Annotated in this window: 14 protein-coding genes; 3 read left to right on the top strand and 11 right to left on the bottom strand. The window is 73.7% G+C overall.

Going from position 1 to position 18,229, the window contains the following annotated elements:
* Window positions 1–287: 287 nt before the first annotated feature.
* The 3 genes from ABZ873_RS16915 to ABZ873_RS16905 all read right to left on the bottom strand — a co-directional run bounded on the left by ABZ873_RS16915 (window position 288) and on the right by ABZ873_RS16905 (window position 5,627).
* The gene (locus ABZ873_RS16915; protein WP_360871767.1) at window positions 288–1,004 is read right to left on the bottom strand and encodes a GNAT family N-acetyltransferase; all 717 of its coding nucleotides are present in this window, start codon (window positions 1,002–1,004) and stop codon (window positions 288–290) included.
* 33 nt (window positions 1,005–1,037) lie between these two features.
* A complete protein-coding gene (locus ABZ873_RS16910) occupies window positions 1,038–3,014 on the bottom strand; it encodes an IucA/IucC family protein (protein WP_360871764.1) in 1,977 nt (658 codons plus the stop codon).
* A gap of 1,179 nt (window positions 3,015–4,193) precedes the next feature.
* A complete protein-coding gene (locus ABZ873_RS16905; protein ID WP_360871762.1) occupies window positions 4,194–5,627 on the bottom strand; it encodes a diaminobutyrate--2-oxoglutarate transaminase family protein in 1,434 nt (477 codons plus the stop codon).
* A gap of 184 nt (window positions 5,628–5,811) precedes the next feature.
* Between ABZ873_RS16905 and ABZ873_RS16900 the strand changes: the two genes are divergently transcribed.
* Window positions 5,812–6,981, top strand: a complete 1,170-nt coding sequence (locus ABZ873_RS16900) for a hypothetical protein (protein ID WP_360871759.1) — start codon at window positions 5,812–5,814, stop codon at window positions 6,979–6,981.
* A 105-nt stretch (window positions 6,982–7,086) separates the two neighbouring features.
* Here the strand turns inward: ABZ873_RS16900 and hflX are convergent, their stop codons facing one another.
* From hflX to miaA, 6 genes are all read right to left on the bottom strand, one after another.
* Window positions 7,087–8,595, bottom strand: coding sequence for a GTPase HflX (gene hflX / locus ABZ873_RS16895; protein ID WP_360871757.1), 1,509 nt, complete (start codon window positions 8,593–8,595; stop codon window positions 7,087–7,089).
* A gap of 197 nt (window positions 8,596–8,792) precedes the next feature.
* Window positions 8,793–10,271 carry a M1 family metallopeptidase gene (locus ABZ873_RS16890; RefSeq protein WP_360871803.1) on the bottom strand — a complete coding sequence of 493 codons (1,479 nt, stop codon included), beginning with the start codon at window positions 10,269–10,271 and terminating at the stop codon, window positions 8,793–8,795.
* A gap of 127 nt (window positions 10,272–10,398) precedes the next feature.
* Complete coding sequence (locus ABZ873_RS16885; RefSeq protein ID WP_360871754.1) at window positions 10,399–12,480, bottom strand: HD domain-containing protein; 2,082 nt, start codon at window positions 12,478–12,480, stop codon at window positions 10,399–10,401.
* 140 nt (window positions 12,481–12,620) lie between these two features.
* Complete coding sequence (gene dapF, locus ABZ873_RS16880) at window positions 12,621–13,496, bottom strand: diaminopimelate epimerase (protein WP_360871752.1); 876 nt, start codon at window positions 13,494–13,496, stop codon at window positions 12,621–12,623.
* 86 nt (window positions 13,497–13,582) lie between these two features.
* Entirely contained in the window at window positions 13,583–14,095 is a 513-nt protein-coding gene (locus tag ABZ873_RS16875; RefSeq protein ID WP_360871800.1) for a hypothetical protein, read from the bottom strand.
* Between the two features lie 132 nt (window positions 14,096–14,227).
* A complete protein-coding gene (gene miaA, locus ABZ873_RS16870) occupies window positions 14,228–15,166 on the bottom strand; it encodes a tRNA (adenosine(37)-N6)-dimethylallyltransferase MiaA (protein ID WP_360871749.1) in 939 nt (312 codons plus the stop codon).
* A 209-nt stretch (window positions 15,167–15,375) separates the two neighbouring features.
* Between miaA and ABZ873_RS16865 the strand changes: the two genes are divergently transcribed.
* Window positions 15,376–15,555 carry a gliding motility protein gene (locus ABZ873_RS16865; protein WP_360871747.1) on the top strand — a complete coding sequence of 60 codons (180 nt, stop codon included), beginning with the start codon at window positions 15,376–15,378 and terminating at the stop codon, window positions 15,553–15,555.
* Between the two features lie 23 nt (window positions 15,556–15,578).
* Complete coding sequence (locus tag ABZ873_RS16860) at window positions 15,579–15,830, top strand: antitoxin (RefSeq protein ID WP_360871745.1); 252 nt, start codon at window positions 15,579–15,581, stop codon at window positions 15,828–15,830.
* A gap of 95 nt (window positions 15,831–15,925) precedes the next feature.
* On the opposite strand, the gene ABZ873_RS16855 is transcribed toward ABZ873_RS16860, so the two are convergent.
* On the bottom strand, window positions 15,926–16,648 hold the full coding sequence (locus ABZ873_RS16855; RefSeq protein ID WP_360871743.1) for a hypothetical protein: 723 nt from the start codon (window positions 16,646–16,648) through the stop codon (window positions 15,926–15,928).
* Between the two features lie 47 nt (window positions 16,649–16,695).
* Window positions 16,696–18,219, bottom strand: a complete 1,524-nt coding sequence (miaB, locus tag ABZ873_RS16850; RefSeq protein WP_360871741.1) for a tRNA (N6-isopentenyl adenosine(37)-C2)-methylthiotransferase MiaB — start codon at window positions 18,217–18,219, stop codon at window positions 16,696–16,698.
* Window positions 18,220–18,229 lie beyond the last annotated feature (10 nt).

Here is an 18,229-nt window from a genome sequence, read left to right as displayed (position 1 = left end):
CGGGGCCCCACTGACAGCGGACGCCCACCGCCGGGAATTCACGCCCGGTGGAGGGGGCGGGCCTGTCGCTTCGTGTTGACGTCGCCCGCGGGGTTTTGGGTCGCGTGCCGGAGCGGGCGGGGTGGGCGGCGCGGCCTGCTGGCTGGGCGGGCAGCCCGTAGGCGGGCGGGCTACGGGGAGGTGCGTCGCGGAAATTCTTCGGGGACCGGGAACTTTGCTGCGCGACGCAGAGTTTTCAGGGGGAGAGGTGTGAAGCGGCTCGGATGTATGGGCTCGCGGGGCGGCACTCAGAGGAGATTGCGCAGCGCCCGCTCCCGGATCATCAGGGCGGCCCGCTTCTCGGGGAGGTCGATTTCCGCGTGCCAGCGGAAACCGGAGTTGAGGAAAGCCGATACGGAGGGGGTGTTGCGGATGTCCGGTTCCGCGATGACGCGTGTGCAGCGGGGGCGGTTGCCGAGGACGAGGTCGGTGACGGCGCGCAGCAGAGCCGTGCCGAGCCCCCTGCCGCGGTTCGTCCCGTCTCCGATGAGCAGGTGGATACCGGTGTCGTGGGGACGCGCCGGGTAGTGGCGGGAGAGCGGGTCGAGATCGGCCCGGTAGAGCTCCCAGTAACTCATCGGGGTGCCGTCGAGGAGGCCGAGGCAGGGGATGCTGCCGCTGCCGCCGTCGAGTTGTGACCGCAGGTGGGAAGCGGTGACCGCGGCGGGGCCGGCGAGTTCCCAGTAGGCGTCCACCTCGGGGTCGTTCATCCAGCCGGTGATGAGTTCCAGGTCTCGGCCCGGCCGTACGGGTTCGAGGCGGAAGGCACCGGCGGGGGTGGGCACACTGCCCCAGGTGGCGGGCGAGTCCAGCAGGTCTGCCTCGGCCAGCAGCGGCAACAGGTCGGCGTTGAGGCGCTGTTCGGCGGGATTCCGCAGCACGTCGAGTGTGTCCAGGCGGTTCAAGGTGTTCAGGGTGTCGAGGTCGGGGCCGGCGGAGTAGGTGGCGGTGTCCGTGAAGCGCATCGGGGGCTCTTCCCCGCGTCGGGCGCCGACGCGTCAATCGTGAAGGGGGTTGGTGATGGTGACGTAGACGGACTGGGTGTCCACGGGGCCGACGAGTTCGTCGAGGCCGCCCAGGCGGGTGAGCAGGTTCGCCTTGCAGCGCAGGGTGGGCGAGTCGAGCAGCCGGGTGGGGAGCGGGCCGAGCCCGGCGGCCTTGGCGAGGAATCGGCGGAAGGCGGCGAGGAGGACGCGTTCGTCCGCGAGGCGCTGTGATCCGAAGGCGCCGATCAGACCGAGCACGTTATTGATGCCGAGGTAGTAGGCGAAGCGCTCGTCGGTGACGGCGTCGGAGACGAAGGTGTCGCTGCGGCTGCCGATGCCGGGGAGCCGGTGCTCCAGTTCCGCGCGGCGGGATTCGCGGAAGTAGTAGCCCTGGTTGTCGCGGTAGCGGCCGCCGACCGGCCAGCCGGCCGGGTCGAGGAGGACCAGCGTGTTCTGCTGGTGCGCTTCGAGGGCGATGCCGGCGAGGGAGTCGAAGGCGAGGACCGGCAGGACCACGTGGTCGAGGTAGCGCAGGAACCACTCGGCGGCGACGGCGGACGTGGAGTGTCCGGTGGCGTCGGCGAGGCCCACGATGATCTCGGCCAGGCGGGAGCTCACGGTGCTGCGGCCGGGCCATGGGCGGGGAGCGGTGAGTGCGGCGATGCAGACGGCGTCGTCGCCCGAGCGGAAGGGGTTGTGGCGCAGGAGCGCGTCGAGTCCGGGGACGGGGGTGCCGTCCGGGGCGTCGACTGCGACCCAGGCGGGGTCGCGAACGATGTCGAAGCGGGGGTGGGCCGCCTGCCACTCCTCGGCGAGGCCGGTGCGGAGCAGCCGGTGCACCTCGACACCGCGGTGGAGTTCCTTGCGGAGGTTCTCGCGGCGGGAGTTGGTGATGCGCAGCCCGAGCGACAGCTTGAGCATCGCGGGGGCGCCTGGCCGGTGGACGGTGCGGACGGAGGAGGTCGGGTACCAGACCTCGCCGTACGGGCCGAGATCGTGGAGAAGCCCCGCGTCGCGGAGGGCGATGACGGCGGGGCGCTGGAGAAGATCGCGGGCCTGCCAGGGGTGCAGGGGAAGGGGGGTGGTGCCGTCGGGCAGTGGGAGTCCGGGGGCCAGGCGGCCGAGGAGCTGCGGCGCGGAGACGAGGCGGCCGCGTTCGGTCCAAGCGGATTCGGTGGCGAGGGCGGAGGGTGCGACGGCGAACCAGTGCAGGGGGAAGGAGCCGTGGAGTTCGGGTGAGTAGCGGAGGGCTTCGGTCTCGGTGAGCCCTTCGCGGCTCTTCGGGTCGGGTTGGAGGGGGTGGCCGAGGAGGAGCGACTGTTCGGCTGTGAGGAAGCGGTCCCCGCTGATGGGGGCCGGGGCGGTGGGGCGTTCTCGGCGGTCGGTGATGAACTCGGTGGTACGGCGCACCGAGTCGGCGACCCGGCCGACGAGGTCGGCGCTGCCGCGGCCATCGGTCGCGCCCTCGCGGGCGAGGAGCGCGGCGAGGGTGACGGCGTCCAGCGGCGGCGCGGTGGTGGGTGCGCCGGCGAGGCGGGCGGGGCCGAAGCGGTGCCAGCCGGTGTGGGACCAGTGGCGGACGGCGACGTGCAGGGCGGTGCCGGATGCGGGGAGGGGGATACGGAGAGGGGTGCCGGTGGAGCCGTCGGGGCGGGCGAGTCCCGTCTCGCGGACCCAGCAGCGGAGGAGGTTCTCCACTGCGGCGGACTCGGCGGCGACGGCCGGGTCGGCGTGGTCCAGGGGATCCGGCCATGCGGCGGGCGCCAGCCGGACCCGGCCGGGCCAGCCGGCCCGGGGCGTGCCGTCCTTCTGGCGCGGGACGGTGGCGGCCGCGCCGGGCGGCAGGTCGGGGGCGTCGGCCGTCGGCTCGGCTGGGTGGCCGTGTCCGCTGCCGGGAGGCAGGTCCTGTGCGGGAGCGTCGGCCTCGGCGGTGGGGACAGTTGGCTGCGTTGCCCCCGCCTCGGTGGTGGTGTCTGGTGTGGGCGCCATCGCGGCCGACCCGAGCAGGTTGGCTGCGACGCCCGGTTCGCCGGCGCCGGGGACGCCTACCACCGGAGCGCTGCCTGGGGCCTGGGCGGTGCGAAGCACGGGGCTGAGAAAGCGTGCTGCGGAGTCGGCGGTGCCTGGCACAGGCCCGGCGGTGGACATCGGCGGCTGCTCGGAACCGTCCCGTTCGGCTGCCGTGACGTGTGGTTCGGCACCGGAAGCCGACGGGCGGGCGGCTGGTCCGGAGGTGGGTACCGGTGGCCGCTCGGAACCGCCCCCGGCGGGCGCGGCGGGAATCGGGGCCGCGCTCCGGGGACTCACTGCATGCTGGGGCGGCTCGGTGGCTCTACGTGCCGGGGCGGTCGGCTGCCCCGGGGCGACCGCGTCGGTGGTGGCAAGTGGGGGCGGCGATACGTACACCGGGCCCTGACGGGTGGTGGCGGTGGCGGGGCGTGGCACGTCGGGCAGGGCCTGTGCGGCCGCGTCGGCATGGGGGCCGGTCGGAGGCAGGCTCTGCGGAGTAGCGGTGCTGGCGGGCGGTTCGACGTCCCTCGCGCTCCGCCGGGCAGTCGCACCGGTGGGCGGCGGCTCGTTCCCCGGGGCCCCGGCGGGAGGCAGGCTCTGCGGAGTAGCGGTGCTGGCGGGTGGCTCGACGTCCGTCGCGCTCCGCCGGGCAGTCGCACCGGTGGGCGGCGGCTCATTCCCCGGGGCCCCGGTCGGAGGCGGGGGCTGCGGAGTAGCGGTGCTGGCGGGCGGCTCGACGGCCGTCGCGCTGCGCCGGGCAGTGGCGCCCGTGGGCGGCGGCTCGTTCCCCGGGGCCCCGGCGGGAGGCAGGCTCTGCGGAGTAGCGGTGTTGGCGGGTGGCTCGACGTCCGTCGCGCTCCGTTGGGCAGTGGCGCCGGTGGGCGGCGGCTCGTTCCCCGGGGCCGCGGCGGGAGGCGGGGGCTGCGGAGTAGCGGTGCTGGCGGGCCGTTCGACGTCCGTCGCGCTTCGCCGGGCAGTGGCGGCGGTGGGCGGCGGCTCGTTCCCCGGGGCTGCGGAGGTGGGGACGAGAGGGAGGCGCGGCGCGGGCTCTGCGGCCTCGGGGCGTAGCCCGTGCCCGGACTGGTCACGGACGCCCGTGTTGGTGGGAAGTGGTTGGGCTGGGGGGCGGTGGGGGTGGGGCATGGAGGGTCCTCGAGGTCAGGGGTGGGTGGCGGACGGGAGGGCGTCGGCCAGGCGGTCGAGGACCGCTGCGGCCTGCTCGTCGGTCAGGGTGAGCGGCGGGAGCAGGCGGACCACGGCGCCGTGGCGGCCACCGAGTTCGACGATCAGGCCGCGGTCCAGGCACTCCCGGCGGACGGCGGCGGCGAGGGCCGGTGCGGCGGCCCCCGTGTCGGGATCGACGAGTTCGATGCCGATCATCAGGCCCCGGCCGCGGACGTCGCCGATGCAGGGGTGGTCGGAGGCCAGGCCGCGCAGGGCCGTCAGCATGCGGGTGCCGAGGGCGGCGGCGCGTTCCGCGAGGCGGTTCTCGCGTACGAAGGCGAGCGTGGCGGTGCCGGCGGCCATGGCGAGCTGGTTGCCGCGGAAGGTGCCGGCGTGGGCGCCGGGGGCCCAGACGTCCAGGCCCGAGCGGTACACGATCACCGCGAGCGGCAGGCTGCCGCCGATGGCCTTGGACAGCACCATCACGTCGGGCACCACCCCGGCGTGGTCGACGCCCCAGAAAGCGCCGGTCCGCCCCACGCCCGTCTGGACCTCGTCGGCGATCAGCGGGATGCCGCGGGACGCGGTGATCTCGCGCATCCGGCGGAGCCAGCCGTCCGGGGCGGGAAGTACCCCGCCCTCGCCCTGCACGGGTTCGACGATCATGGCCGCGGGGGCGGGGGCGCCGCCCTTGGGGTCGTCGAGCAGGTTCTCCGTCCAGCGGGCGCCCAGTTCGGCCCCCTCCGGGCCACCGACGCCGAACGGGCAGCGGAAGTCCTGCGGGTACGGCAGCCGGATCACCCCCGCCCCGGGGGCTCCGCCGGATGCCTCCAGGGCTCCGGCGGTCATGCCGTGGTACGCCCCGGTGAAGGCGATCAGCGGGGAGCGGCCGGTCGCGGTGCGGACCAGTTTCAGCGCGGCCTCCACCGCGTCCGTCCCGGCCGGGCCGCAGAACTGGATGCGGGCATCGGCCGCGAGCTCCGGCGGCAGGTTCGCGAACAGCTCGGTGGTGAAGGCGTCCTTGACCGGGGTCGCGAGGTCCAGCACATGCAGCGGGGCCCCCGAGTCCAGGACCCGCCGGACGGCTTCGAGCACCACGGGGTGGTTGTGGCCCAGGGCGAGGGTCCCGGCGCCGGAGAGGCAGTCCAGGTAGCGCCGCCCGTCGGCGCCCTCGATGGTGAGGCCGCGGGCCCGCACCGGGACGATGGGCAACGAGCGCGCGTACGTCCGGGCGGCGGACTCGCGTTGGGCCTGCCTGCGCAGGATGCCCTCGGAGGAGGAACCCGCCGGGCGCCCGCCCTGCGGCGGCACATGCCCCGTCTCGTGTCCGGTCTCACATGCCGCGGCCGGCTCCGTGAAAGCCACGTGTGTCGCTCCTCCTGCACCGAGCGCTTCTCCGGCTGCTCGTCCGGATCGCTCTTCGAACATGGACGCTCCCCCATCCCCCGTACGTACCAACGACGGTGACGCCTATGGATCACGGGTGGGGCCAAGATCCTTGCCCGCCCGAAGCCGCCTCCGGAACCGCTGACCCGGGCTCCGTCGTCCTCGGCGGCAGCGGCATAGTGGGGGGCTGCACTCCACGCCTCGACCCACCAGGGGGACGAACGACATGCGACCGAACCGACCGGTCACCGCGATGCTGTGCGCGGCCGCCCTCGCGCTGACCGCGGCTGCCTGCGGCCCCGGCGACGGGGAGGCCGCCGGCGGCGACAAGCCGACCGTGGCGGCGAGCCAGCCGGGCACGGACGGGATCAAGATCCCGGACCATCTCAAGGACAAGCTGAAGGAACGCGGCATAGACCTGGAGAAATGGCGGGGAGGTGAGTGGAAGAACTGGAAGAGAGAGGACTGGCTCCGCGAGGCGGGCGACTACATCAACCCGATCATCGAGGACCTGTGGGACCCGGACCGCATGCGTGACGCCGAGCAGCCCCAGCGCCCGGCGGTCGACCCGGACGCGGGCAAGGACCAGGGCGTCACCGACCCGGCCCCCGCCGCGGTGGCGGCCAAGCCCGCCAACGCTCCGTACCACGGCAGCGTCCCGGAGTCGGGCAAGGTCTTCTTCGACGGCCCCGAGGGCTCCATGGTCTGCTCGGCCACCGTGGTCAAGGACCCCGCGCACCCCGGCAAGTCCAACATGGTCTGGACGGCCGGCCACTGCGTGCACGCGGGCAAGGCCGGCGGCTGGTACCGCAACATCGCCTTCGTCCCGTCCTACAACAACGCGGGCAAGCCCGCCGCCCAGCTCAAGGGCGCGCCCCGCGAGCAGGTGGCCCCGTACGGCGTGTGGTGGAGCGACTGGGCGCAGACCTCCGACCAGTGGATCGCCACGGGCGGTCCGACCGGCGGCGCGGGTGCCCCGTACGACTTCGCCGTGCTGCACGTGACGCCCGAGAAGGGCGGCAAGAAGTCCCTGGAGGAGACGGTCGGTTCGGCCCTCCCGGTGGAGTTCGCCGCGCCCGCCGTGCCGAAGGTCGCGAGCATCACGGCGACGGGTTACCCGGCGGCGGCTCCCTTCGACGGCCAGAAGGCGTTCCAGTGCACGGACAAGCCGGGCCGGCTGACGCTGAAGGCGAACGACCCGGTGATGTACCGCATCGGCTGCACGATGACCGGTGGTTCTTCCGGTGGCGGCTGGGTCGCCGCGGGCGCCGACGGCAAGCCGGCGCTGGTGTCGAACACCTCGATAGGCCCGGCCAAGGCGGGCTGGCTGGCCGGACCCCGGCTGGGCCCGGAGGCGAAGGGCGTCTTCGACGCCGTCAGCGCCAAGTTCAAGTAGAGCCGTTCGAGCGGAGCCCGAGCGGCACACCGTACGGAGAAGGGCCCCTGCGTCGCAGGGGCCCTTCTCCGTATACCGCCGGTCAGGCGGCCGGACCGGTCGTGCTCAGCGCTTGGCCAGGGCGTACGGCGCGAGGTCCGCCGCCAGCTCCTGGTGGACCCGCGCCTTGAGCAGCGTGCCCTCCGCGGTGTGCTCCTCGGAGATCACCTCGCCCTCGGCATGCGCCTTGGCGACCAGCGAGCCGAGCGTGTACGGCACCATGGCCTCCACCTCGACCTCGGGCCGCGGCAGCTCGGAGTCGATCAGCGCGAGCAGTTCCTCGATGCCCATGCCCGTGCGCGCCGAGACGGCGATGGAGTGCCGCTCGATGCGCAGCAGCCGCTGCAGGACGAGCGGATCGGCCGCGTCCGCCTTGTTGATCACCACGATCTCGGGCACGTTCACCGCGCCGACCTCGCGGATCACCTCGCGTACGGCCGCCAGCTGCTCCTCCGGCGCCGGGTGCGAGCCGTCCACGATGTGCAGGATGAGGTCGGAGTCGCCGACCTCCTCCATCGTGGAGCGGAACGCCTCGACGAGGTGGTGGGGCAGGTGCCGGACGAAGCCGACGGTGTCGGCCAGCGTGTAGACCCGGCCGCTCGGCGTCTCGGCCCGGCGCACGGTCGGGTCGAGGGTGGCGAACAGCGCGTTCTCCACCAGCACGCCCGCGCCCGTGAGGCGGTTGAGCAGCGAGGACTTGCCGGCGTTGGTGTAGCCGGCGATGGCGACCGAGGGCACCTTGTTGCGGCGCCGCTCCTGCCGCTTGATGTCGCGGCCGGTCTTCATCTCCGCGATCTCCCGGCGCATCTTCGCCATCTTCTCGCGGATCCGGCGCCGGTCGGTCTCGATCTTGGTCTCACCGGGGCCTCGGGTGGCCATGCCGCCGCCCCCGCCGCCGCCCATCTGCCGGGACAGCGACTGACCCCAGCCGCGCAGGCGCGGCAGCATGTACTGCATCTGCGCGAGCGCGACCTGCGCCTTGCCCTCACGGGACTTGGCGTGCTGGGCGAAGATGTCGAGGATCAGCGCGGTCCGGTCGACCACCTTGACCTTGACGACGTCTTCGAGGGCGATGAGCTGGCCGGGGCTGAGCTCGCCGTCGCAGACGACGGTGTCGGCGCCGCTCTCCATGACGATGTCACGCAGTTCGCGGGCCTTGCCCGAGCCGATGAAGGTGGCCGGGTCCGGCTTGTCGCGGCGCTGGATCACGCCGTCGAGCACGAGGGCGCCCGCCGTCTCGGCGAGGGCGGCGAGCTCCGCGAGGGAGTTGTCCGCGTCCTGCACCGTGCCGGAGGTCCAGACACCGACGAGCACGACCCGCTCCAGGCGGAGCTGGCGGTACTCGACCTCGGTGACGTCTTCGAGCTCGGTGGAGAGCCCCGCGACACGGCGCAGGGCCGCACGCTCGGAGCGGTCGAACTGGTCGCCGTCCCGGTCTCCGTCGATCTCGTGGCTCCAGGCGACGTCCTCTTCCATCAGGGCATCGGCCCGAAGGCTCTCGGTGAAGCTCTGCGGCTCACGCACGTCGTCCCGTGCGTCCCGCGCGTCCTGGGAAGGGGAAGAAGAGGAGGTCATTGGATCCTTACGTCGATTCGAATAGCAGTGTCAGCAGCGTCAGCGGTGTCAGCCGTGTCGCGGCCGGCGGAGACACGTCGGCTGTCACGTCCAACGTGTCACACCGCCCGGGGATTCCCCGCGCGGCCCCGTTCATGCGGGCCGTGCGGCCCCCTGTCACGCGGCCCCTTGATGGTGACATGCCCGTTCCTCGGGGGTCACACCCTTTTCCCCGCCGGCGCCGCCTTGCCGGAGGCCGCCGGAGCGCTCCACTCCGGGTGCCCGGGCATCGGCGGGGTGGTTGCCCCGTAGAGCCAGGGTTCCAGGAAGGACCGCAGGTCACGGCCCGCTTCCTGGGAGGCCAGGCGGACGAAGTCGTCCGTGCCGGCGATCCCGTCGCGGTGCTCCGCCACCCACCGCCGCTCGATCCGGTCGAAGGCCGGGGCGCCGATCTCCTGCCGGAGCGCGTACAGGATCAGCGCCGCGCCGTCGTAGACCACGGGCCGGAACAGCCCGATCTTCTCGCCGGGCGCCGCCGCCTTCGGGGCGGCCGGGGGGCCGCCCGCCGCCCGCCACTGGTCGGAGCGCTGGTACGCCTCGCGCATGCGGCGCTCCAGGGAGTACTTGCCGAGCCCGTCCGCGTACAGGGCCTCGTACCAGGTGGCGTGGCCCTCGTTGAGCCACAGGTCGGACCAGGTGCGCGGGCTGACGCTGTCGCCGAACCACTGGTGGGCGAGCTCGTGGACCATGACGGCCTCCACGTACCACTCGGGGTAGCCCTCGCCGGTGAAGAGGCCGTGCTCGAAGAGGGAGAGGGTCTGCGTCTCCAGCTCGAAGCCGGTCGTGGCCCGCGCGATCAGGACCCCGTAGTTCTCGAAGGGGTAGCGGCCGACCCGCTCCTCCATCCACCGCACGTGTCCCGGGGTCTTCGCCAGCCAGGGCTCCAGCCGTTCCCGGTCGGCGGCGGGCACCACGTCGCGCAGCGGCAGCCCGTGCGGTCCGGTGCGGTGGACGACGGCGGAGCGGCCGATGGAGACCTGGGCCAGCTCGGTGGCCATGGGGTGCCGGGTCCGGTACGTCCACGTCCTGGTCCGCGCCGGGGCGAGGCGGGCGGCGGGCACGGCCGGCAGGCCGTTGGCCACGGCGGTGAGCCCCTCCGGGGCGGTGATGCGGAAGGTGAAGATCGCCTTGTCGGCGGGGTGGTCGTTGCAGGGGAAGACGCGGTGGGCGGCGTCGGCCTGGTTGGCCATGGCGAGGCCGTCCTCGGTGGGCACCCAGCCGCCGTCCCCGCGGCCGCGCGGGTCGCTGGTGTGCCGGACGGTGATGCGCAGCGGTGCGCCGCCCGGGACCGGGCGGGCGGGGGTCAGGACCAGGTCCTCCGCCACGCTGTCGTAGCGGGCGGGCTCCCCGTTGACCTCGACGGACGCCACCGTGCCGTGGGCGAAGTCCAGGTTGATCCGCTCCAGCGGCTCCAGGGCGCGGGCGTCGATGACGGTGACCGCGTCGAGCGGGCTCCGGTTGTCCTTGTACGTGAAGGACAGGTCGTACGAGAGCACGTCGTAGCCGGGGTTCCCGAGCTCCGGGAAGAGCCGGTCGCCGATGCCCAGCGGCCGGGGCGGGGGCAGGACCGCGGCGACGAGGGTGAGGGAGGCCGCCGCGAGCAGGGCGGCGCGCAGGCGCGGGGAGGAGAGCTGCATCCACCACCGCTTACCAGCGCCCGCCGCGCGGCCGGGCACGACGCGCGACGGGTCCACCCGAACGGGACCCTCCGGCGGCGCCCCGGCCTACGCGGCGCGGCACCGGCCCCGCACGGGCGGCGAGGTCTCAGGCGCGGCCCACGTCGTACACCCCCGGCACGTCCCGCATGGCGCGCATCAGCGCGGGCAGCACGGCCGCGTCGGGCAGCTGGAGGGTGTAGGTGTGCCGGACCCGCTGCTCCACGGGCGGATCCACGGTCGCGGAGACCACCTCGACCCCTTCACGGGCGATGGCCTCGGTCAGGTCGGCCAGCAGATGCGGGCGGCCGAACGATTCAGCGCGCAGTGTCACCCGGCAGTCGGCCGTGTCCCGCCAGTGCACGGCGACGGAGGCGCGGCCCACGGCCCGCATCTGCGCGACGGCGGCGCACTGGACGCGGTGCACGGTGACGGCCCCGCCCCGCACCAGGAAGCCGGCGACGGCGTCGGGCGGCACCGGGGTGCAGCAGCCGGCCAGCCGTACGGTGGCGTCGGGCAGGTCGGTGACGGCGTTGGCCCCGCCGCCCCGGGCTCCGACCACGGAGAGCGGTGCCCGCGCGGCCGTGGTGGGGGCCATGGCCCGGTCGGGATGGGCTTCGAGCCAGCTGCCGATGGCGATACGGGCGGCAGGCGTCCGGGCGTGGTCCAGCCATTCCGCGGCGGGCCCCGAGGAGGCGTCCTGGGCGAGCAGCAGCTGGACGGTGTCACCGTCGGACAGCGGGGAGGACAGCGAGGCGAGGCGCCCGTTCACGCGGGCCCCGATACAGCCGTGCGCGGCGGCCCCGTGCTGCGCGTAGGCGGCGTCGATGCAGCTGGCCCCGGCGGGGAGGCCCAGGGTGCCCCCGTCGGCCCGGAAGACGGTGATCTCGCGGTCCTGCGCGAGCTCTTCGCGGAGCACGCTCCAGAAGGTGTCGGGGTCGGGCGCGGAGCGCTGCCAGTCGAGGAGCCGGGAGAGCCAGCCGGGCCGGGTGGGGTCGACGCGTTCCTCGTCGGGGTCGGCGGCGGGGTCGGGAGTGGCGGTGGCGTACGGGTTGCCGAGGGCCACCACGCCGGCTTCGGCGACGCGGTGCATCTGGCGGGTGCGGACGATCACCTCGGCCACATAGCCCTCGGGGATCGCGACGGCGGTGTGCAGCGACTGGTAGAGGTTGAACTTGGGGCTGGCGATGAAGTCCTTGAACTCCGAGACCACCGGGGTGAAGCAGGTGTGCAGCTCGCCCAGCACCCCGTAGCAGTCGGCGTTCTCGCCGACGAGGACGAGGATGCGGCCGAAGTCGGAGCCGCGCAGTTCGCCGCGGGTGCGGGCGATGCGGTGCACGGAGACGAAGTGCCGCGGGCGGACCTGCACTTCGGCGCTGATGCCCGCCTCGCGCAGGACGGTGCGCACGGAGTCCGCGATACCGGGCAGCGGGTCGCGTTCCCCCGCGTGCGCGGCGATGAGCGCGCGGGTGCTCTCGTACTCCTCGGGGTGCAGGATCGCGAAGACGAGGTCTTCGAGCTCGGTCTTGAGGGCCTGTACGCCGAGCCGTTCGGCGAGCGGGATGAGGACGTCGCGGGTGACCTTGGCGATGCGGGCCTGTTTTTCGGGGCGCATCACGCCGAGGGTGCGCATGTTGTGCAGCCGGTCCGCGAGTTTGATGGACATCACGCGGACGTCGTTGCCGGTGGCGACGAGCATCTTGCGGAAGGTCTCGGGCTCGGCGGCGGCGCCGTAGTCGATCTTCTCCACCTTGGTGACGCCGTCGACGATGAAGCAGACCTCGTCCCCGAACTCGGCGCGCACCTGATCGAGGGTCACCTCGGTGTCCTCGACGGTGTCGTGGAGCAGGGAGGCCGTCAACGTGGTGGTCTCGGCGCCGAGTTCGGCCAGGATCAGGGTGACGGCGAGCGGGTGTGTGATGTACGGCTCACCGCTTTTGCGCATCTGGCCGCGGTGGGAGCTCTCCGCGAGGAGGTACGCGCGCCGCAGAAGGGACAGATCGGCGTCCGGATGGTGGGCACGGTGCGCCTCGGCGACGTGTCCGATGGCGTCCGGGAGGCGGTCCCGGGCGGTCGGCCCGAGCAGCGCAGCGCGGCCGAGCCGGCGCAGGTCGATCCTGCTCCGGCCCCGTCTGCGGAGCTCAGGGCGCGCTTCGGGGTGTGCTTCGGGGTTCGTGGCCTCTGCACTCATGGGCACCTCCGGCGGCTTCGACCGGCGGTGGCGGGCATGGGGTGAGCCCTCAGGGCCGGTGCCTGATGTTACCGACCCCACCACGTGGCGCAGTCCACCTCTCGCTCAGCGTGAAACGGATCACCCATTAGAGGGAAGCTTCACGCGAAGGCCGTTTCGGTGAGCCAGGCGGCGTCGAAGGTGCCGGAGGCCACGATGACGGCCGGTCCGGTCATGTCGATCTGCCCGTCCGGGTGTTCGGTGATGACGAGGGTACCGCCGGGCAGGTCGACGGTGTAGGTGGCCGGTTCGCCGGTGACGGCCGGGTCGGCGCCGTCGCGGCGGATGGCGGCCACGGCGACGGCGCAGGCGCCGGTGCCGCAGGAGCGGGTCTCGCCGGAGCCGCGCTCGTGGACACGCATGGCGACGTGCCGCGGGCCGCGGTCGACGACGAACTCGACGTTGACCCCCGTCGGGTAGGCGGACGCCGGGCTGAACGGCGGGGCGGTGAGCAGGTTCCCGGCGTCGTCGAGGCTGTCAACGAACGCCACCGCGTGCGGGTTCCCCATGTTCACGTTGAGCGCGGGCCAGCTGCGCCCGTCGACGCCGACGGTGACCTCGCCCTCGGGGAGCGTGGCCCGTCCCATGGAGACGGTGACGTCGCCCGCCTTGTCCAGGTGGACGCGCTTGACCCCGCCCCGGGTGGCGACGGCGAGGTCGCCCGCCTCGGCGTGGCCGGCGTACTGCAGGTAGCGGGCGAAGACGCGGACGCCGTTGCCGCACATCTCGGCGACGGAGCCGTCGCTGTTGCGGTAGTCCATGAACCACTCCGCCTCGCCGGCCAGGTGCGCCACCTCGGGGTGGGCGGCCGTCCGCACGACGTGCAGGACGCCGTCGCCGCCGATCCCGGCACGCCGGTCGCAGAGCCGGGCGACGGCGGACGCGGGCAGCTCGACGGCGTTGTCCGGGTCCGGGACGATCACGAAGTCGTTCTCGGTGCCGTGGCCCTTGAGGAAGGGGAGGGTGGTCTGCGTCACCGGCCCATCGTACCCAGCCGCAGCTCAGCGGGCCGGAGCGGCCGGGGTGACCGGCGCATCCAGGTGGCCGGCGCAGCCGGGGCCGGTCAGCGCAGCCGGGCGACCCGGTACACGGCCAGTCCTACGACGGCCAGCGCGACCAGGGCGTACAGCGCGGCCATGCGCCAGTCCGGACGGCGGCCGCTCCCCCGGGCCGGGAGGCCGGGCCAGGTGTAGCCGACCCGGCGGGCGGCCATCATGCCCCAGCCCCCGGCGCAGCAGCTGATCAGGAAGCCCAGCATGGCGACCACGGCACCGCCGTCACCGAACTCGAAGGCGAGCGGGAAGGCGAACATCAGGGAGCCGGTGGCGGCCAGCATCACGATGGGGGCGATCTGCCACAGCCGCAGGCGGCGCTGCGGACGCAGTTCGACCTCGACCTCCGGTCCGGCGGCGGCCGCGGCCTCGGCGGAGTCGGGGACGTCCGGGCCGTCGGGGCTCAGCCCGGCGGGGTCGGCGGGCAGACCGAGAACCGCGGTCCCGTCCACCGCGTCGAGAAGCATCGGCTCCGCTTCCCGCCGCGTGTCGTCCCGCCCGGTGTCACGAGGGCCGGCCTCCATCGCCACGCGCCCTCCCCACTCGGACTCAGTACGCCGCCATGCCATGCGGGTGATCGCACCCGTCGGAGTTTGATGATGGCACGCCCCCGGCCCTGCTATGGGCGCCCGGGGCGTCCCGATGCCATCACGTGATCAGGCTGTAACCGCTCGTTCGACCAACGACTGCGCGAGTCCGGGGAGTTCTCCCCGGTCGGCGGCGGCTCCGCTGAGCCAGTGGACCCGCGGATCGCGGCGGAACCAGGAGTCCTGGCGGCGGGCGAAGCGCTTGGTCGCGCGGACGGTCTCGGCCCGCGCCTCGTCCTCGGTGCACTCCCCCGCGAGGGCGGCCAGCACCTGCTGGTAGCCGAGGGCGCGGGAGGCGGTGATGCCGTCGCGCAGGCCGCGGGCCTCCAGGGCGCGGACCTCGTCGACCAGGCCCGCCTCCCACATGCGGTCCACGCGCAGGGTGATCCGCTCGTCCAGCTCCGGCCGGGCCACGTCCACGCCGATCTGGACGGTGTCGTAGACGGACTCGTGGCCGGGAAGGTTGGCGGTGAAGGGCCGGCCGGTGATCTCGATGACCTCCAGCGCGCGGACGATCCGCCGGCCGTTGCTCGGCAGGATGGCCGCGGCGGCGGCCGGGTCGGCGGCGGCGAGCCGGGCGTGCAGGGCTCCGGGGCCGCGCAGGGTGGCCTCGGCCTCCAGCCGGGCGCGGACCTCGGGGTCGGTGCCGGGGAACTCCATGACGTCGAGGGCGCCGCGGACGTAGAGGCCGGAGCCGCCGACGAGGACGGGGGTGCGGCCCTCGGCGAGCAGCCGGTCGATCTCGAGGCGGGCGAGCCGCTGGTACTCGGCGACGTTGGCGGTGTCGGTGACGTCCCAGATGTCGAGGAGGTGGTGGGGGACGCCGCCGCGCTCCTCCGTCGTCAGTTTGGCGGTGCCGATGTCCATCCCCCGGTACAGCTGCATGGAGTCGGCGTTGACGACCTCGCCGTCGAAGTGGCGGGCCAGGGCGACGCCCAGGTCGGACTTTCCTGCCGCGGTGGGACCGACGACGGCGATGACCCGCGGGGCGGGGGCTGCTTTGCTCACCGCCCCAGTTTCGCAAACCCCTCGGCATGTACCCGATCGAGCTACGTGACGGGGCCGGATCGGGGTCGTTGCCCTGGCGTGGTTCCGGCCGGTCGTGGGCCCGGCGCGCAGCCGGACACAGGTGCCGCCGGAACTTCACTCGCACGAGTAGCGTTACAGGAGGAGACATGGGCGTTTTTGATCGGTTTTTTCGTCGTAGGGCAGAGGCCGTGACCGAGGAGGTCGCGGCCGAGGCCGTGACGGTGGAGTCCGGCGCGGCCGAAGGGGCCGGGGCGGAGACCGAGCAGGCAGCCGCGGAGGCTCCGAAGGCGGAAGCCGTGGAGATCCCGAAGCAGCAGTCGGCCGAGGCGGCAGCGGACACCGAGGCCGGCGAGGGCGCCCGTACCTAGCCACCGCCAACGGAAGGTGACCCATGGGCCTGCTGGACAATCTGAAGGCCAAGCTCGCGCCGGCGAAGGAGAAGGTCGGCGACCTCGCCCAGAAGAACGAGGGCCGGATCCAGGAGGGTCTGGACAAGGTCGCGAAGGCCGTGGACTCCAAGACCCACGGCAAGTACAGCGGCCAGATCACGAGCGGCACGGGCCTGGCGAAGGACGCCCTGGGCAAGATCGCGCACAAGGACGCCCCCGGCCGCGGGCAGACCCCGCCGCCCGCGGCCCCCTGACGCGGCTCCGGAAGGGGCGCGGGACCGGCGGCACGGCCGTTCCCGCGCCCCTTCGGCGTACCCGCGGCCCGGCGGCTTACGTCGACAGCCAGCCGCTACGACCAGGCCGCGACGAAGTACCCCACCCCGTACGGGGCGTCCTCGTACAGCAGCCGTCCCGCGAGGCCCGCGCCCTCGGCGGCGCCCGCCAGCACCTGCCAGGGGGCCCGTCCGGCGGCCTGGAGCTCGCTCGCGAGCCCGGCGTCGAGCGCGGCGAGCGCGGCCGTGTCGGCGGTCCCCAGGGCGCGGGCGGCGGCCGCGTCGAAGGCGGCGGCGCGCTCGTCCAGGTAGCCGGGGGCCTTGAGGGTGCGGCAGGCGCTGCCGTCCCCGAGCACCAGCATGGCCACGCGCGCGGCGGACCGGCCGAGGTCCGCGCCGAGCAGCCCGCAGCCGCTCGGCGGAAGGTCCTCACCGACGGCCACACCGGCGACGGGGGCGGCCGTCCAGCGGGCCTGGCCGAGCAGCCACCCGGCCACCGCGAGGGAGACCGGGAGGGTGGTCCCGGTGGCATGGCCGGTCGGCGGTTCCCCCAGGTCGGGGCCGAGGGTGACGGTCAGGTCCACGCCGAACCCGGCGAAGCCGCCGGGTGTGCCCTGGTCGTACGCGCCGCCCTCGCCGGCGGCTCCGACCACGACGAGCAGGTCGGGCCGGGAGGCGGCGAGCACCGCGAGCGCGTCGGAGCAGGCGGTACGGGCGTCACCGAGCTCGGCGGCGGCGCCCGCGGCGACCTCCGGTACGAGCAGCGGCGGGGCGGGGCAGACGGCGGCGGCTACGAGCATGATCCGCAGCCTAGCCGGAGGGGCGGGCCGGGCAGCCCGCCGGCACCTCAGGAGGAGGCGGGCACCGAGCAGCCGGACACGGCGGCCGGGAGCGGCGCCGGGACGCCGAGCGTCGGGATGCCGAGCATGACCCCCGCGGGCTGCGCCGGGGCGGCGTTGCGCTTCTCCCAGGCGTCGCCGGCGCGGGTGCGGCGCACGGTCAGGGTCGGGCCCTCGGCGAGCAGGTGGTGCGGGGCGGCGTAGGTGATGTCGACGGTGACGACATCACCCGGGCGGACCTCCGCCTCCGGCTTGGTGAAGTGCACCAGGCGGTTGTCGGGGGCGCGGCCGGAGAGCCGGTGGGTGGCGCCGTCCTTGCGGCCCTCGCCCTCGGCGACCATGACCTCCAGGGTGCGGCCGACCTGCTTCTTGTTCTCCTCCCAGGAGATCTCCTCCTGGAGGGCGACCAGGCGCATGTAGCGGTCCTGGACGACCTCCTTGGGGATCTGCCCCTCCATGTCGGCGGCGGGGGTGCCGGGCCGCTTGGAGTACTGGAAGGTGAAGGCGTTCGCGAAGCGGGCCTCGCGGACCGCGTGCATCGTCTGCTGGAAGTCCTCCTCCGTCTCACCGGGGAAGCCCACGATGATGTCGGTGGAGATCGCCGCGTGCGGGATGGCGGCGCGGACCTTCTCGATGATGCCGAGGAAGCGCTCCTGCCGGTACGAGCGGCGCATCGCCTTGAGGATCGGGTCCGAGCCGGACTGGAGCGGCATGTGCAGCTGCGGCATCACGTTCGGCGTCTCGGCCATGGCGGCGATCACGTCGTCGGTGAAGTCGCGCGGGTGCGGGGAGGTGAAGCGGACCCGCTCCAGGCCCTCGATCTGCCCGCAGGCGCGCAGCAGCTTGCTGAACGCCTCGCGGTCGCCCAGGTCGGAGCCGTACGCGTTCACGTTCTGGCCGAGCAGGGTGATCTCCGAGACGCCCTCGCCGACCAGCGCCTCCACCTCGGCGAGGATGTCGCCGGGGCGGCGGTCCTCCTCCTTGCCGCGCAGCGCCGGAACGATGCAGAAGGTGCAGGTGTTGTTGCAGCCGACGGAGATCGAGACCCAGGCGGCGTAGGCGGACTCGCGGCGGGTCGGGAGCGTGGAGGGGAACGCCTCCAGCGACTCGGCGATCTCGACCTGCGCCTCTTCCTGGATGCGGGCGCGCTCCAGCAGCACGGGGAGCTTGCCGATGTTGTGCGTACCGAAGACGACGTCGACCCAGGGGGCCTTCTTGACGATCGTGTCCCGGTCCTTCTGGGCGAGGCAGCCGCCGACGGCGATCTGCATGCCGGGGCGCCGCGTCTTCATCGGGGCCAGCCGGCCGAGGTTGCCGTAGAGCTTGTTGTCGGCGTTCTCGCGGACCGCGCAGGTGTTGAAGACCACGACGTCGGCGTCGCCGTCGGAACCCTCGGGGGCGCGCACGTAACCGGCGTCCTCCAGCAGACCGGAAAGCCGCTCCGAGTCGTGCACGTTCATCTGGCACCCGTAGGTGCGCACCTCGTAGCTTCGCTTCACGTCCACTGCCTGGCTCCGGTCGCTGCTGGTCATGCACCAAGGG

The sequence above is a fragment of the Streptomyces sp. NPDC047014 genome, assembly GCF_040644195.1.
In the GTDB taxonomy this organism is placed as follows: domain Bacteria; phylum Actinomycetota; class Actinomycetes; order Streptomycetales; family Streptomycetaceae; genus Streptomyces.
This window is presented reverse-complemented; position numbering and strand designations above follow the sequence as displayed.

Bases quoted from the DNA above. Each gene is read 5' to 3' on its own strand.
- ABZ873_RS16890 (WP_360871803.1), bottom strand. From the start codon at position 10,271: ATGCAGCTCTCCTCCCCGCGCCTGCGCGCCGCCCTGCTCGCGGCGGCC.
- ABZ873_RS16900 (WP_360871759.1), top strand. From the start codon at position 5,812: ATGCGACCGAACCGACCGGTCACCGCGATGCTGTGCGCGGCCGCCCTC.
- ABZ873_RS16885 (WP_360871754.1), bottom strand. From the start codon at position 12,480: ATGAGTGCAGAGGCCACGAACCCCGAAGCACACCCCGAAGCGCGCCCT.
- hflX (WP_360871757.1), bottom strand. From the start codon at position 8,595: ATGACCTCCTCTTCTTCCCCTTCCCAGGACGCGCGGGACGCACGGGAC.
- ABZ873_RS16875 (WP_360871800.1), bottom strand. From the start codon at position 14,095: ATGGAGGCCGGCCCTCGTGACACCGGGCGGGACGACACGCGGCGGGAA.
- ABZ873_RS16910 (WP_360871764.1), bottom strand. From the start codon at position 3,014: ATGGCGCCCACACCAGACACCACCACCGAGGCGGGGGCAACGCAGCCA.
- miaB (WP_360871741.1), bottom strand. From the start codon at position 18,219: ATGACCAGCAGCGACCGGAGCCAGGCAGTGGACGTGAAGCGAAGCTAC.
- ABZ873_RS16905 (WP_360871762.1), bottom strand. From the start codon at position 5,627: ATGTTCGAAGAGCGATCCGGACGAGCAGCCGGAGAAGCGCTCGGTGCA.
- ABZ873_RS16860 (WP_360871745.1), top strand. From the start codon at position 15,579: ATGGGCCTGCTGGACAATCTGAAGGCCAAGCTCGCGCCGGCGAAGGAG.
- ABZ873_RS16915 (WP_360871767.1), bottom strand. From the start codon at position 1,004: ATGCGCTTCACGGACACCGCCACCTACTCCGCCGGCCCCGACCTCGAC.
- ABZ873_RS16855 (WP_360871743.1), bottom strand. From the start codon at position 16,648: ATGCTCGTAGCCGCCGCCGTCTGCCCCGCCCCGCCGCTGCTCGTACCG.